General features: G+C 69.8%; 13 protein-coding genes. 7 read left to right on the plus strand and 6 right to left on the minus strand.

What is annotated here, in order from left to right; translation table 11 throughout:
* Window positions 1–219: 219 nt before the first annotated feature.
* The gene (gene glgP, locus E1218_RS12805) at window positions 220–2,841 is read left to right on the plus strand and encodes an alpha-glucan family phosphorylase (protein WP_132319623.1); all 2,622 of its coding nucleotides are present in this window, start codon (window positions 220–222) and stop codon (window positions 2,839–2,841) included.
* Window positions 2,842–2,882: 41 nt separating this feature from the next.
* On the opposite strand, the gene E1218_RS12810 is transcribed toward glgP, so the two are convergent.
* The 5 genes from E1218_RS12810 to glgX all read right to left on the minus strand — a co-directional run bounded on the left by E1218_RS12810 (window position 2,883) and on the right by glgX (window position 8,200).
* Complete coding sequence (locus E1218_RS12810) at window positions 2,883–3,407, minus strand: hypothetical protein (RefSeq protein ID WP_132319625.1); 525 nt, start codon at window positions 3,405–3,407, stop codon at window positions 2,883–2,885.
* A gap of 1,057 nt (window positions 3,408–4,464) precedes the next feature.
* Window positions 4,465–4,851, minus strand: a complete 387-nt coding sequence (locus tag E1218_RS12815) for a hypothetical protein (RefSeq protein ID WP_202865967.1) — start codon at window positions 4,849–4,851, stop codon at window positions 4,465–4,467.
* The gene (locus E1218_RS12820; RefSeq protein WP_202865969.1) at window positions 4,848–5,258 is read right to left on the minus strand and encodes a MarR family winged helix-turn-helix transcriptional regulator; all 411 of its coding nucleotides are present in this window, start codon (window positions 5,256–5,258) and stop codon (window positions 4,848–4,850) included. The genes E1218_RS12815 and E1218_RS12820 overlap by 4 nt, the downstream gene beginning before the upstream one ends.
* 28 nt (window positions 5,259–5,286) lie before the next feature.
* Complete coding sequence (locus tag E1218_RS12825) at window positions 5,287–6,054, minus strand: SGNH/GDSL hydrolase family protein (RefSeq protein ID WP_132319627.1); 768 nt, start codon at window positions 6,052–6,054, stop codon at window positions 5,287–5,289.
* A gap of 61 nt (window positions 6,055–6,115) precedes the next feature.
* Complete coding sequence (glgX, locus tag E1218_RS12830) at window positions 6,116–8,200, minus strand: glycogen debranching protein GlgX (protein ID WP_233712197.1); 2,085 nt, start codon at window positions 8,198–8,200, stop codon at window positions 6,116–6,118.
* A gap of 147 nt (window positions 8,201–8,347) precedes the next feature.
* On the opposite strand from glgX, the gene E1218_RS12835 reads away from it, so the two are divergent.
* The 6 genes from E1218_RS12835 (at window position 8,348) to E1218_RS12860 (ending at window position 14,162) form a co-directional block, all read left to right on the plus strand.
* Window positions 8,348–9,370: a Gfo/Idh/MocA family protein gene (locus tag E1218_RS12835; RefSeq protein WP_132319631.1), complete on the plus strand. Its 1,023-nt coding sequence runs from the start codon at window positions 8,348–8,350 to the stop codon at window positions 9,368–9,370.
* Window positions 9,367–10,410, plus strand: coding sequence for a Gfo/Idh/MocA family protein (locus E1218_RS12840; RefSeq protein WP_132319633.1), 1,044 nt, complete (start codon window positions 9,367–9,369; stop codon window positions 10,408–10,410). The genes E1218_RS12835 and E1218_RS12840 overlap by 4 nt, the downstream gene beginning before the upstream one ends.
* Before the next feature lie 102 nt (window positions 10,411–10,512).
* Window positions 10,513–11,292 carry an enoyl-CoA hydratase/isomerase family protein gene (locus E1218_RS12845; protein ID WP_132319635.1) on the plus strand — a complete coding sequence of 260 codons (780 nt, stop codon included), beginning with the start codon at window positions 10,513–10,515 and terminating at the stop codon, window positions 11,290–11,292.
* A gap of 1 nt (window position 11,293) precedes the next feature.
* Complete coding sequence (locus E1218_RS12850; protein ID WP_132319637.1) at window positions 11,294–12,292, plus strand: class I SAM-dependent methyltransferase; 999 nt, start codon at window positions 11,294–11,296, stop codon at window positions 12,290–12,292.
* 9 nt (window positions 12,293–12,301) lie between these two features.
* On the plus strand, window positions 12,302–13,162 hold the full coding sequence (locus E1218_RS12855) for an acyltransferase (protein ID WP_132319639.1): 861 nt from the start codon (window positions 12,302–12,304) through the stop codon (window positions 13,160–13,162).
* Window positions 13,155–14,162 (plus strand): hypothetical protein, encoded by a 1,008-nt coding sequence (locus E1218_RS12860; RefSeq protein WP_132319641.1) that lies wholly within the window; start codon window positions 13,155–13,157, stop codon window positions 14,160–14,162. Before E1218_RS12855 ends, E1218_RS12860 begins: the two co-directional genes overlap by 8 nt.
* On the opposite strand, the gene E1218_RS12865 is transcribed toward E1218_RS12860, so the two are convergent.
* Window positions 14,137–14,877 (minus strand): class I SAM-dependent methyltransferase, encoded by a 741-nt coding sequence (locus tag E1218_RS12865; protein ID WP_132319643.1) that lies wholly within the window; start codon window positions 14,875–14,877, stop codon window positions 14,137–14,139. The two genes, E1218_RS12860 and E1218_RS12865, sit on opposite strands and share 26 nt — an antisense overlap.
* Window positions 14,878–14,891: the final 14 nt, after the last annotated feature.

Genomic DNA, 14,891 nt, shown 5'->3' on the forward strand with positions numbered 1-14,891 from the left:
CATGAACTACAGCACTGACGTTAGCGGTTCCCCGGCCCCGAACGTGACACGCAGTGCCATTTCGCTTCCACCCGCCACCCGGTCAGCGGCGGTGGTTCGGTCCACACCATGGAACATCGGCGACCACCCACCGAAAAAGGTCTGCAAAATCTTGCTCGCGTTGCAAGATCGATGCATGCCGAGGGTGCTCCGGTGGCCCGGGGCTTGTACGGTGTCCCGGTGCGAGCGATACGACGATTCTCCGTCCGCCCTGTCCTGCCCGAGCAGCTGACCGGCCTGGGCACCCTGGTGAACAACCTCCGCTGGGCCTGGCACCCGGAGACGCAGGACGTCTTCGAGGCGGTCGACCCGCAGCTGTGGCGGAGCACCGGCGGTGACCCGGTCAAGCTTCTCGGCGAGGTCCCGGCGGCCCGGCTCGACGAGCTGGCCAACGACCAAGCCTTCCTGCGCCGGCTGGAGCTGGCCGTAGCCGACCTGAACGGCTACGTGTCCGACGACCGCTGGTTCCAGACCGACGCCGGTTCGCCGGTCAGCTCGGTGGCCTACTTCTCCCCGGAGTTCGGCATCACCCACGTGCTGCCGCAGTACTCCGGCGGCCTGGGCATCCTGGCCGGCGACCACCTGAAGGCGGCCAGCGACCTCGCCGTGCCGCTGATCGGGGTCGGGTTGCTCTACCGGCACGGGTACTTCGCCCAGTCGCTGAACCGCGAGGGCTGGCAGCAGGAGCGCTACCCGCTGGTGGACCCGGACGGGCTGCCGATCAGCCTGCTCCGTGACGGTGCCGAGTCGAATGCCGAACCTGCGACTGTGACATTGACCCTGCCCGGCAACCGGCAGCTGCACGCCCAGATCTGGGTCGCGCAGGTCGGCCGGGTGCCGTTGCTCATGCTGGACTCCGACATGGAGGGCAACGAGCCCGCCGAGCGCGAGGTGACCGACCGGCTGTACGGCGGTTCCACCGAGCACCGGCTGCTCCAGGAGCTGCTCCTCGGCGTCGGCGGTGTCCGCGCGGTCCGCGAGTACTGCCGGATCACCGGCCACCCGGCCCCCGAGGTGTTCCACACCAACGAGGGGCACGCCGGCTTCCTCGGGATCGAGCGGATCCGCGAGCTGGCCACCGGCCAGGACCTCGACTTCGACACCGCGCTCGAGGTCGCCCGCGGCGGCACCGTGTTCACCACCCACACGCCGGTGCCGGCCGGTATCGACCGGTTCCCGGTGGAGCTGATCCAGCAGCACTTCTCCCCGGACGCGTTCGGCGAGGGCGTGCCGGTCGACCGGATCCTCGAGCTCGGCGCCGAGGACTTCGAGGGCGGCGACCCCGGCGTCTTCAACATGGCGATCATGGGCCTGCGGCTGGCGCAGCGGGCCAACGGCGTGTCCAAGCTGCACGGCGTCGTCAGCCGGGGGATGTTCTCCGGGCTGTGGCCGAGCTTCGACGCGACCGACGTACCGATCACCTCGATCACCAACGGGGTGCACGCGCCGACCTGGGTCGCGCGGGAGATCAACGACCTGACCCTCGCGGCCACCGACACCGACGCGGCGTCGTTCGATGGCGACGGCATCTTCGCCGGGCTCGACAAGACCACCGACGCGCAGATCTGGGAGACCAAGCGGATCCTGCGGCAGCGGTTCATCGACGACACCCGGACCCGGGTCCGGCAGTCCTGGCTGAACCGCGGCGCCAGCGAGGCCGAGCTCGGCTGGGTCGACTCGATCCTCGACCCGGACGTGCTGACGATGGGCTTCGCCCGGCGGGTCCCGTCGTACAAGCGGCTCACGCTCATGCTGCGCGACCCGGCCCGGTTGAAGGCGCTGCTGCTGCACCCGCAGCGGCCGGTCCAGATCGTCATCGCCGGCAAGGCGCACCCGCACGACGAGGGCGGCAAGAAGCTCATCCAGGAGATGGTCCGGTTCGCCGACGACCCGGAGATCCGGCACCGGATCGTGTTCGTGCCCGACTACGACATCGCGCTCGCGCAGCCGATGTACCCGGGCTGCGACGTCTGGCTGAACAACCCGCTCCGCCCGTACGAGGCCTGCGGCACGTCCGGGATGAAGGCGGCGCTGAACGGTGCGCTCAACCTGTCCATCCGCGACGGCTGGTGGGACGAGTGGTACGACGACGAGTTCGGCTGGGCGATCCCGTCCGCCGAGGGCATCGAGGACACCGACCGGCGCGACGACCTCGAGGCGCACGCGCTGTACGACCTGATCGAGAAGCAGGTGGCGCCGCGGTTCTACGACGGTGACGTGCCCGGCCGGTGGATCGAGATGCTGCGGCACACGATCAAGGAGCTCGGCCCGAAGGTGCTCGCCACCCGGATGGTCCGCGACTACGTCGAGCGGCTGTACGTGCCGGCCGCGCAGTCGTCGCGCTCGCTGAACTCGACGTACGACGGTGCGCGCGAGCTGGCCGCGTGGAAGAAGAAGGTCCGGGCGGCCTGGTCGCAGATCCGGGTCGACCACGTCGAGCTCCAGGGCCTGGGCGACATACCACAGCTGGGGACGAACGTCGGCATCCGTACGTTCGCGGCCCTCGGCGACCTGCGGCCGGACGACATCGACGTCGAGGTGCTGCACGGGCGGGTCGACTCCAACGACGAGATCACGGACCCGGTCCGGGCGTCGCTGTCGCTGGCGGAGACCTACGAGGGCAACCGCCACCGGTACGAGGGCGAGCTGAAGCTCGACCGCACCGGCCCGTTCGGCTACACCGTCCGCGTCGTCCCGAAGCACGCGGGCCTCGCATCCCCTGCCGAGCTGGGCCTGGCCGCCGGCCCCTCCGACCCGGAGGACCCGTCCACCCCGGACCTCCCCGCCGGCTCCGAGTTCTGACCCGAAGGCCCCGCCTGCCTCACCAGGCGGGGCCCTTCGTGTCACCGCTTCTTCTTGCGGAGCAGTCCCCACGGCTTGAAGACCGACAGCACCACCGCGAACATCAGCAGGGTCGGTGACACGATCGGTGGGTAGATCATGTCGCCCAGCGGGATGTCGAGGTCGTTGGCCTCGGCGCGGTCGGCGATCTCGGCCACACCGGGTCGCAGCGACATCAGCACAAGCGTGCTCAGCAGCAGGTTGAGGACCAGCTTCACGACGACCCACCAGTACTTCGTCAGGCCGTACTTGCTGCCCATCGCCAGGAGTACGCCGGTGACCAGACACATCAGCCCGGATACCGTCATCGGCCACACCGTCACCAGTTCGAGCACCCGGAAGCACAGCACCTTCGTGCTCTGGTCGTCGGTGCCCAGCGCGGTGAACGTCAGCACCGCCATCACCACGTCGATACCGAGCCACGACCCGACAGACGCGATGTGCAGCACCAGCACGGCCTTCCGTGTCCTCGCTCCCAGCCGCCACGGCTTCACACCCGTACCGGCGTTCAACGTCGCGCCACTCATCTCCTTCTCCCGTCAGCTCGGATCAACTACCTACCGATCCTGAGGGAGGCGGGCACGGCGCCGCGTCGGCCGGCTGGAGGCATTCGGCGTACCACGATCGACGTACTGGTCGGTGGCCTGGGCAAGCTTGGTACTCGCGGTTGCGTGACGGTGCTAGTGCCTCGCCCGGAAACGTTGGGGTCGTAACTGTTGACGAGCGTGGTCGCGTGCTGGGTGCCTGCGCTGATCCTCCGCCACCTGATGGGGACTGGGGCATCTTGTCAGCTGTCCCCAGTCCCCATTGCCGTCCACGGTTGGGGGATCCGGGCTGATGTCTGCAGTTCGACAGGAGGTGTCCGGCGATCGAGCCGGATTGCTGGTCTGCTCAGGCGTGCGTCGTGGGCAGTGGGCGCATACGTCCTGTCGAACTGCAGCCAACGCGGGTTACGACCTCAACGTTTCTGGACGCGGCACTAGTTGTCATTGCCCTGCAGTGAGGCGACCGTGGTGTCGCGGCTCCGGCTGCGGGAGTGTGCCAGGGCAGGACGCAGCTATCCCCGGAGCAGCTCACCCGAGTGGTCGAGTGACCGGGGTGAATGCGGTGAGGGGCCTGCCTGTGGTTGGTGGGATTCTGGGATGAAACCGCCACCGGCTTCCACCAGGCCCACCGGCCGATAGACCCATCGGCCGACGAGAACCACCGCGCTGTGCCGCTGACGCCGATGTCCCCATCGCCCCGGCCATCCGGACCGCGCGACCCCACTCACCCGACCCCGCAACCGCCATTACACAAAGCCATCCACGCCCGCCCCGCCACACTCCCGCACCCGGCAACCGCGATCGTACAGAGCCATCCACGCCGCCCGGGCTACACCCGCCTCCTCGGCCGCCCAACACCGGTTCAGCCGGATCAGTGCCTCCGCGGTACCCGTTCGACGGATCCACCTGCGCCGGTGGGAGCAGCCCGGAGACGTCGTACGACCGCAACGCCTAGTGTGAGAGCCCGGTCCGCCGGCCGAACTCGCTGATCGTCAACACCCGACCATCAAACCCCTTGCCCTTGGGGCAAGGTAAAGGGTCACGTCGGGAACGCCTGCAGGTCCGGCTCGACCCACCCTCGTCGGGCGGCCGGGGAGGCCAATGTGCGCGAGTGGTAGAACCGCGTCAGCAGCCGCTTGTCCGTCAACCCGGGATTGCGCCGCAGCAAGTCGTCGAAGCTGTCGTCCGGCGCCTCGGCCATGTGGTACGCGGTCAGCTCCACCCACGCCCGGCTCACCGTCGCGTTGTACTTCTGCGGCGCCCCGGCATACCGCGCCGTCCGCTGGATCCCCGCACTGATCAACTCGACCGCCCCGGCCGCCCCGCACCGCCGTACGGCGAGCCACGTCAGCCGCACGTGCTCCCGATGCCCGAACCGCTCCGCGGTCGCCATCACTTCACTCATCAACTCGTCGAACGTACTCATACCGCCCCCAGCGCCGTCAGCACCCGTCGTGCCTGCTTCACCGAGCTCGCCGGAACCCCGGCCAGTGCCCGCTTCTCCACCTCCGCGAAGGCCCGCTGCACCCGGCCGGCGCCCTGCACACCGAGCGCGGTCAGCGAGATCTGCACCGCTCGCCGATCACCCGGCCGCGGCGCCCGCGTGATGTGCCCCTTCCGCTCCAGCCGATCCAGTACGCCGGTCAGCGTCGTCGGCCGTACTCCGGCCGCGACCCCCAGCTCGGACACCGTCCGCTCGCGATCGTCGGCCAGGTTCGCCAGCACGTTCAGTTCGGAAGCTGTCAGCCCGAGATCGGCCAGCTCTGTCTCCAGCACCTGCAACGTCACGTGTGTGGCCCGCTGCAGGATTACCAGCAACAACTCATTTTCCACGGATCCAGATTATCCGGATCCGTAATATTCAGCCAGTGACTTCCGGGCGCAGCGCGGCGAGGAGGGCGTCGGCGTGGTGGCGGTAGCCGAGGTTGTTGGGGTGGAAGCTGTCGGGGGCGAGCAGGCCGCGCCACGGCGGGCGGGCGTGCCGGGAGACGTGGGCGACCGGCAGACCACGGTCGGTCGCCCAGGTGTGGATGAGTCGGTTGATCCCGGTGACGTACGGGCTGCACACGCCGCCGACCCGCCAGAACCGGTCCGGAACGGTCAGGTCCATCACCACCGACGCCGACGGCAGATGGTCGATCACCGCGCGCAGTTGTGTCCGGAAACGCTTCGGCGGCGTGGCGAGGATGTCGTTGTTGCCGATCCCGCAGGTGACCAGGTCGGCACCGAGCCCGTCGACCAGCGGAAGCTGGTCCGCCAGCACGTGCCGGGTCTGCGCCCCGGACCGGGACAGGTTGACCACGCGCCACGGACGACCGGTCCGGCGCCGCAAGGCGTTCAGCACCTGGCCGACGTACCCGTGCAGCGGAGACGACGCGCCGAGCCCCTGCGCCGTCGAGTCACCGAGGACGACCCACAGCGGGCCGTCGGCCGCGATCGCCGCCGCGTTCTGCCGAGTCCAGAAATCCGCGTAGGTCCGGGCCTGGATGTCGACGTACGCGACTCCGTCGAGCCAGCGCTGCAGTGGACGCGAGCTGGCTCGTTCAGCCTCCCCGAGGCGCATCACCGCCCGGTGCAGCGCGCCGATCGGCGTCGTCCGTTCGCGGGCCTCGCGGCGGAGTAAGAACATCGGTCCCCCCACACGTGAACAGCAGGTGACCGACGAATGTACTGGAGGAAGGTTAACGACCTCAGAGCGCGCGCAGCAGCACCAGGCAGCGCGGGGCGAGCGGGACCGTGGCACCGGCCTCGACCTCGGTGACCATCGAGTTGCTGGTGTCGAGCACCACCTCGTACGCCGGGGCCCAGGAGGCGTCCGGTACGACGACCTGCCGGGTCTCCGCCGTCGCGTTCAGCGCAAGCAGGAACGAGCTGTCCGTCAGTGCGTTGCCCACGGCATCGGTCGCCCGGAGGGCGTCGCCGGCCAGGAACATCCCGAGCGTCCGCAGGTTGCCGTCGTACCAGTCGGCCTCGGTCATCTCCCCGCCGTGCGGCGCGATCCAGGACAGGTCCTTCCGGCCGCCCTCGACCACGGGCTCGCCGGAGAAGTAGTGCCACTGCCGCAGCACCGGATGAGCGGCGCGCAAGGCCAGCAGTCTCCTGGTCAGCCCGAGGTGATCCGACCACGCGTCCGGCAGCGACCAGTCGAACCAGGAGATCTCGCTGTCCTGGCAGTACGCGTTGTTGTTGCCGTGCTGCGTCCGGCCGCACTCGTCCCCGGCGGTCAGCATCGGTACGCCGGTCGACAGGATCAGCGTGGACATCAGGTTCGCCATCTGCCGTTTGCGCAGGGCGATCACAGCCGGGTCGTCGGTCTCGCCCTCGACCCCGCAGTTCCAGGACCGGTTGTCGTCGGTGCCGTCCCGGTTGTCCTCGTGGTTGGCCTCGTTGTGCTTGTGGTCGTAGCTGACCAGGTCGCGCAGTGTGAAGCCGTCGTGCGCGGTGACGAAGTTGATCGACGCGTACGGGTACCGCCCGTCGTCGCCGTACAGGTCGCTGGAGCCGGACAGCCGGTAGGCGAGGTCCTTGACGCCGTCGGAGGAGTTCCGCCAGACGTCCCGGACGCTGTCGCGGAACTTGCCGTTCCACTCCGACCAGGGCGTGCCGAAGTTGCCGACCTGGTAGCCGAACGGGCCGATGTCCCACGGCTCGGAGATCAGCTTCACCCGGCCGAGCACCGGGTCGGCCGCGACCTCGGCCAGGAAGGGATGGTCGACGGTGTCGACCTCGTGCCGTTCGTTGCGGATCAGCGTGACCGCCAGGTCGAACCGGAACCCGTCGACGCCCATCTCCTCGACCCAGTAGCGCAGCGAGTCCATCATCAGCCTGCGGACCTGCGGGTGCGCGGTGTTGACCGAGTTGCCGGTGCCGGTGACGTCGTACATCGTGCCGCCGTGGCCGAGCCGGTAGTACGCCCGGTTGTCGATGCCGCGGAAACTCAGCGTCGGGCCGTCGAAGCCGCCCTCGGCGGTGTGGTTGTAGACCACGTCGAGGATCACTTCGATGCCGGCGGCATGGAACGCGGCCACCATCGCCTTGAACTCGGCGACCTGCTCACCGCGCGAACCGGACGACGAGTACGGCGCGTGCGGCGCGAAGTACCCGAGGCTGTTGTAGCCCCAGTAGTTCGGCAGGCCACGGGCCGCGATCGACGGCTCGGTCAGGAAGTGGTGGATCGGCAACAACTCGGCCGAGGTGATTCCGAGATCGACCAGGTAGCCGATCACCGACGGATGCGCCAGACCGGCGTAGGTGCCGCGCTGGTGCTCGGGTACGTCGGGATGCAGCTTGGTGAATCCCTTGGTGTGCAACTCGTAGATGACGGTCTCGCCCCAGTGCACCGGCCGGCTGATCGGCGGCGGCGGCTCGGACCCGGCGACCACCACACCCACCGGGACGTGGCCGGCCGAGTCGCCGTCGGAGGAGTCGTAGATCAGCGGGCTGGAGTAGTCCAGCGTCCCGTCGACGGCACGCGCGTACGGGTCGAGCAGCAGCTTGGACGGGTTGAACCGCAGGCCGTGCGCGGGATCGAAGGGACCGTGCACGCGGTAGCCGTACCGCTGCCCATGGCCCACTCCGGGGACGAAGCCGGTCCAGAACTCGCCGGTGTGGGCCAGATCCATGTTCCGCTGGCTGCCGTCGTCGGCGATCAGCGCGAGCTCGACCCGCTCGGCGGCCGGGGCCCAGAGCGTGAACGTGGTGCCCTCGGTCTGGACCACTGCCCCCAGAGTGAGCCCGGTGTCGAGAGCACTCGGGGCGGCGGTCGCTTCGGTCACCGGCACATTCTGCACAGTTGGCCCTAGGTTCTCGACAACGGAGGTGGACATGTTCGTGAGACGGTGCTTGCGAACGCCTGTGCGCAATGATACGCAAGGATCGTTACTAATTTACCGGACTCCACCGAGCGCCGAGTAGGGGATCACATGTCGCAAGAGCTGGCCGGTCTGACTGTTGGTCTGATCGGCGCGGGCAACATCGCACACCTGCATGTCGGCGCCTGGAAGGCGCTCGGCGCGCGGGTCGTGGTGCACTCGGTCGAGGGTGCCGGGGAGCTGGCGGACCACTACGGGCTGGAGGTGTCGGCCTCTCTCGACACCTGCCTCGCCGACGCGGAGTTCGTCGACGTGGTGACGCCGTCGGTCACCCACAAGGAGGTCACGCTGGCCGCGATCAAGGCCGGCCGGAACGTGATCTGCGAGAAGCCGCTGACGCTGACGGCGGCCGACTCGCACGAGGTGATCGCGGCGGCCGACGCCGCCGGCGTGCGGGTCTACCCGGCTCACGTGGTGCGCTACTTCCCGGCGTACGTCGCCGCTCGGCAAGCGGTCCGGGACGGCCGCATCGGCGACGTCGCGGTGGCGCGGTTCTTCCGGCAGGCGTCGTCACCGGCCGGCGGCGGCTGGTACCGCGACGTCGCCCGCTCCGGCGGCGTGATCATGGACCTGATGGTGCACGACCTCGACCAGGCCCGCTGGCTGTGCGGTGACGTCCGTACCGTGTACGCCGTCCAGAACCCGCCGACCGTGGAGGGGCAGAGCCCGGTCAATGTGGCCGCCCACGTCACGCTGACCCACGAGTCCGGCGCGATCAGCCACTGCCGGGCGACCTGGGCGGCGGCGGGGACGACGTTCCAGTCCGGGTTCGACGTCGCCGGCTCGGCGGGTGTGCTGAAGTACGCGTCCGCCGCCGACTCCGGCTACGCCGAGGAGTTGCAGGACGGCGCGCCGGCCGGCGACCTGCTGATCCCGGCCAACACGCTCGGCGAGAGCCCGTACCTCACGCAGTTGCGCGAGTTCGCGGTGGCGTTGCGCGGCGGCCCCGAGCCGAGGGTCCAGGCCGCGGACGGTGCGGCCGCGGTCGACCTGGCCGAGGCGGCCCGCGCCTCGATGGAGACCGGCCGAGTGATCGACATGAAGGACTTCGACCCGACGGGAGCCGCGGCATGAGCCTGAAGATCGCACTCGCTTCGTTCGCGCACACGCACGCGGCGTCGTACGCCTCACTGCTCGGTGGCATGCCGGACGCCGAGGTGCTGTCCGCCGATCCCGACGGCGCGTCCGCGCCGGACGCCGGTCCGCGCGGAGCCGACTTCGCCGCCCAGCTGGGCATCCCGTACGTCGACTCGTACGACGAACTGTTCGCCTGGGGGCCGGACGCGGTCGTGGTGACGAGCGAGAACGCTCTGCACCGCGAGCTGGTCGAGCGAGCCGCGGCGGCCGGTGCGCACGTGCTCTGCGAGAAGCCACTGGCCACCGAGGTCGCCGACGGCGAGGCCATGATCGCCGCCTGCGAGGCCGCCGGCGCGATCCTGATGGTTGCCTACCCGGTGCGCTTCTCGCCGCCGTACCTGCGGCTGCGGGCCTCGGTGGAAGCCGGTCTGCTCGGTGACGTCTTCGCCGTACTGGGCACGAACAACGGGAAGATCCCGTATGCCGCCCGGCAGTGGTTCACCGACGCCAAGCTGGCCGGTGGGGGAGCGCTTGTCGACCACACCGTGCACTGCGCCGACCTCATCGACGGCCTGACCGGCGGTGCCTCGCCCAAGCGGGTGTACGCCGCGGCGAACCGCGTGCTGCACCAGGACAAAGGCGTCGACGTCGAGACCGGCGGCCTGGTGACGATCAACTACGACAACGGGCTGCTGGCAACCATCGACTGCTCGTGGAGCGTGCCGGACAACGGTCCGACCTGGGGTGGCGTGTACCTGCAGGTGACCGGGACCAATGGGTCGGTGGAGATCGAGCCGTTCCTGCCGCACGTCAGCGGGACCGACCCGTCCGGGGAGGCGTACCTGCCGATCCACGACAACTTCGACGTGTCGATGCTCGCGACCTTCCTGGGCGCGGTGCGCGAGTCCGGTCGGGCGAACGCCGGGACGACGCCGGCCGTCGTACCGCAGCCGGACGGCGCGGTCGGGCTGCGCACGCTGCGAATCGTCGACGCCGCGCGGCGCTCGGCGCTCTCGGGGCAGCCGGTCGACCTCTAGCCTCCCCGCGGTACCAGTGTTCGTGCTCGTCCGGTACGGTTCCGGGGATGTGACCCACGGGTAAGTCAGTGGTGGCTGCCTGGAACCGTAAGGAGCGAGGCGATGGGCGAGTTCGTCAACCTCACCGTGAGCGACGGTGTCGGAACGATCCGGCTGGACCGGCCGAAGATGAACGCGCTGAACGTCCAGGTCCAGGAGGAGATCCGGGCCGCCGCGCTCGAGGCGACCGCGAACGACGACGTCCGCGCGGTGGTGATCTACGGCGGCGAGAAGGTGTTCGCGGCCGGTGCGGACATCAAGGAGATGGCCGACATGTCGTACGCCGACATGGTCCGGCGCTCCGGTCCGTTGCAGTCCTCGCTGTCCGCGGTCGCCGCGATCCCGAAGCCGACGGTCGCGGCGATCACCGGGTACGCCCTGGGCGGCGGCTGCGAGCTGGCGCTGTGCGCCGACTACCGGATCGCCGCCGAGGACGCGAAGCTCGGCCAGCCGGAGATCCTGCTCGGCATCATCCCCGGGGCCGGCGGGACGCAGCGGCTGTCCCGGCTGATCGGCCCGTCCAAGGCCAAGGACCTGATCTACACCGGCCGGTTCGTGGACGCCGCCGAGTCGCTGTCGATCGGCCTGGTCGACAAGGTCGTGCCGGCCGCCGAGGTGTACGACGCGGCCGTCGCCTGGGCGTCGCAGTTCTCCCGGGGTGCCGCGCTCGCGCTGCGGGCCGCCAAGGAGGCGATCGACTCCGGCCTCGGCGTCGACCTGCACACCGGGCTGGAGATCGAGCGGCAGCAGTTCGCCGCGCTGTTCGCCACCGAGGACCGCTCGACCGGAATGAAGTCCTTCGTCGAGAGCGGCCCGGGCAAGGCCGAGTTCAAGGGAATCTGAGTTGACCCCATCTCCTGACAAGTCCGTCGCTGAGAAACCGGCCGCCACCGCCGAAGAGGTCGAGGCGGCCTGGAACGACAACAAGCTCGCCCAGGTCCTGTACCACGACTGGGAGGCGTCGACGTACGACGAGAAGTGGTCGATCTCGTACGACGAACGCTGTGTCACCTACGCCCGGGACCGCTTCGTCGCGATCGCCGGGCCGGACGGCTGGCCGTACGGCAAGACCCTCGAGATCGGCGCCGGCACCGGTTTCTTCACGCTGAACCTCAAGCTGGCCGGCGTCCTCGACGAGGCCCACGTCACCGACCTCTCGCCGGGCATGGTCGAGGCGGCGCAGCGGAACGCGAAGACCCTCGGGTTCGCGATCGAGGGCCGGGTCGCCGACGCGGAGAAACTGCCGTACGACGACGACACCTTCGACCTCGTCATCGGGCACGCGGTCATCCACCACATCCCCGACGTCGAGCTCGCCTTCCGCGAGATGCTGCGGGTCCTCAAGCCGGGCGGCCGCTTCGTCATCTGCGGCGAACCCACCCGGTACGGCGACTTCGTGGCCCGGCGGCTGTCCCGTTTCACCTGGTGGGCGACGACCAACGTGACCAAGCTGCCCGCGCTGACCGAGTGGCGCCGGCCGCAGGCGGAGCTGGACGAGTCCTCCCGGGCCGCGGCGCTGGAGGCGGTCGTCGACCTGCACACGTTCGACCCGGACACGCTGGCGCGGACGGCGTCGCGGGCGGGTGCGGCCGACGTCCGAACCGTCACCGAGGAACTGCTGGCCGCCTGGGTCGGGTGGCCGATCCGGACGTTCGAGGCCGCCGTACCGGAGCACAAGCTCGGGTTCGGGTGGCGGATGTTCGCGTACAAGTCGTGGCTGCAGCTGTCGAAGGTGGACAAGGTGCTGTCGGCGGTGGTGCCGGACGAGCTGTACTACAACGTCTCGATCACCGGGGTCTCCCCGACCGGGGCGGCGGGGCGGGGAAGGCTTTCAGAGCAGTAGGGTGACTGGATGCGGTTGCTGACCTCGGCGAATCTGCGCTGGGTGGTGCGCCATCGGGCCTGGACGCCGTACTACCTGAAGCGCTACTGGCGGTTCGCCTGGTTCAAGCTGCGTCATCCCGGCGTCGTCACCGAGGGATTCGTCTTCCTGGGCAAGAAGCTGGAGATCGTGGCGCGGCCCGGCCACGGCCGGATCATCCTCGGCAAGTGGGTGCACCTCGGTGACGAGACCCGGCTGCGCGCGCACGAGGGCACGCTGCGGATCGGCGACAAGGTGGTGTTCGCCCGCGACGTCACGGTGAACTGCTACCTGGACATCGAGATCGGCGCGTCCACGCTGATCGCCGACTGGACCTACATCTGCGACTTCGACCACAAGACCGAGGACCTCGGGCTGCCGATCAAGGACCAGGGCCTGGTGAAGTCGCCGGTCCGGATCGGCCCGGACTGCTGGCTGGCCACGAAGGTCACCGTCACCCGCGGAACCGACATCGGCCGCGGCGTGGTGATCGGCGCGAACAGTGTTGCCCGTGGCAACATTCCTTCGTACGCCGTCGCCGCCGGGGTGCCGGCCGTCGTGGTCGCCGACCGCACCACCCGGTACGCCGCCGACGCCACCCGCCGGGCCTACCTGGCCGGGCTGGCCGAGGCGAACGACCGGACCGCGGCCCGCCTCCGCGCCGGTGACCCGCCGGTGGCGCCGAGTACAACCGCCGTACCGGGGGATGCTGACGGTGACGGCGAGGAAGTGACCGGTGACAGAAGTGCGGACGAAGGGTTCTCAAGTTACTCGCCGGTCGTGCACTATGTCCCACACGTCCGGCCGGAGGACGACCGGTTGACCGTCGGAGAGGAGAAGCAGCGTGGCTGAGCAGGCCGGGACCGACCCGTCCGTGCGGTCGCTGCTCGATCAGGCGGCGGCGGACGACTCGATCACGCGGGCGAGGACCCGCGCGGTCGACCCGGTTCCGATCGTGGCGGAACCCGGCGGCGCTACGTTGGAACCAGCGCTCGAAACGGGTGCTGAGCCGCCGGTGGCGGTTCGGGACGTGGGCATCAACCGAAGGCTCGACCCAGAGGTGCAGGCAGTGGACGGCAGGACAGCGGCACCGGCCCCGCTCGCGGGAGCCCGGCGCAGGCTGTCGCCGCGCCCGGTCCCGGTCAGCCGGCGCAGGAGACCGCCGGCCCCCGCGACCGTGACGGCGGACGAGGAACCGACCCCGGCTGAGGAGATGGACGACGTGGGTACGCACGACGAGAAGGCGGGCGGGGACAAGGCGGTGACGCCGCCGGCCGCGAACAACGAGGACGAGGCGGCCGCGCGCGCGGCCACCGCGACGGCGACGGTGTCGAAGCCGTCCCGGCCGAAGACCGCGGCCGAGATCGTCGCCGAGCAGCGCGCCCGGGAGCAGGCCGCGGCCGAGTCGGCACCGGCGGGCGCCGGCAAGGATCCGGCGGAGACCGCGGTGACCAAGCCGGTCAGCCGGGTGCCGGCGGCATCGACGGCCGCTGCCAAGCCGGCTGCCTCCGGCACCAAGGCCACGCCGCCGGGCAAGGGCAAGCAGGCGCTGACCTCGGTGGGCTCCGGCGTGCGGAAGCTCCGGAACCTGATCGCCTCGCTGGTCTGGCTGGTCGCGGTGCTCGCGGCCGCGGTGCTGGCGCTCGGTGCGCTGTTCACCGCCCTGGACCAGACGAACCAGAGCAACGAGATCGTGCGCTGGGTGCTGGAGCGCGGGCACGACCTGGTCGGCCCGTTCAAGGACCTGTTCCGGCTCGAGACCGCGAAGAACACCCTGCTGGTGAACTGGGGGATCGCTGCGCTGGTCTACCTGGTCGCCGGCAAGATCATCGAGCGCTTCGTCCGGCCCTAGGTCTCGCCACCAGCAGCAGGTCGAGAGAGTCGTCCAGGTCACCCGGGCGGATCTCGAAGTCGTCGAAGGTTGTGCCCTGCACCAGCTCGCGGAGCCTGCTGTCCCACTCGTCGTGCCCGGCCGCGAGTTGAGCGTCCACACAGGACCCGTACACCGCTTCCCACGCGACAAGCCGTGGTCCGTGGTGAAGCCCGAGCGCCTGCGTGATCTCGAAGTGCGGCTCGAGCAGCTCGGCGAACTCGGCGGCTGTCAGCTCCCGCGTGTGGTACCAGTTGCCGCTGGGGAACGTGAGCCGGTTCGGGGTGCTGAGGACGAGCGTCCCGCCGGGGGTCAGGATCCGCGCGCACTCGCCGACGAACCGCGGCTGCTCCCACAGGTGCTCGATCGTCTGCAGCGACGTGATCAGGTCGAAGGCCGCGTCGGCGAACCCGGTCTGGACGAGATTGCCCCGGACCACCCGGACTTGTGGATAGACCCGGCGGACGTGCCGGAGCGTCGTACCTTCGTAGTCGAGACCGGTCACGGTGTGCGCCCCGGCCAGGCGGAGCAGTTCCGCGCCGTAGCCCTCGCCGCAGCCGGCGTCGAGGACGCGCCCGGTCGCCGGCAGGTTGGCCGTGATCCAGCGGTAGGCGGCGTCGTGGCGCGCGAACCAGTAGTTCTCGTACCAGATTCCGGGCGCCGTTCGCTCGCCGGTGAGCGCTAACGTCTCGGTCACGTGGCTCAGCCTAA

Source organism: Kribbella turkmenica, assembly GCF_004348725.1.
Lineage (GTDB): Bacteria > Actinomycetota > Actinomycetes > Propionibacteriales > Kribbellaceae > Kribbella > Kribbella turkmenica.

Bases quoted from the DNA above. Each gene is read 5' to 3' on its own strand.
- E1218_RS12810 (WP_132319625.1), bottom strand. From the start codon at position 3,407: ATGAGTGGCGCGACGTTGAACGCCGGTACGGGTGTGAAGCCGTGGCGG.
- E1218_RS12815 (WP_202865967.1), bottom strand. From the start codon at position 4,851: ATGAGTACGTTCGACGAGTTGATGAGTGAAGTGATGGCGACCGCGGAG.
- E1218_RS12825 (WP_132319627.1), bottom strand. From the start codon at position 6,054: ATGTTCTTACTCCGCCGCGAGGCCCGCGAACGGACGACGCCGATCGGC.
- E1218_RS12835 (WP_132319631.1), top strand. From the start codon at position 8,348: ATGTCGCAAGAGCTGGCCGGTCTGACTGTTGGTCTGATCGGCGCGGGC.
- E1218_RS12840 (WP_132319633.1), top strand. From the start codon at position 9,367: ATGAGCCTGAAGATCGCACTCGCTTCGTTCGCGCACACGCACGCGGCG.
- E1218_RS12845 (WP_132319635.1), top strand. From the start codon at position 10,513: ATGGGCGAGTTCGTCAACCTCACCGTGAGCGACGGTGTCGGAACGATC.
- E1218_RS12855 (WP_132319639.1), top strand. From the start codon at position 12,302: ATGCGGTTGCTGACCTCGGCGAATCTGCGCTGGGTGGTGCGCCATCGG.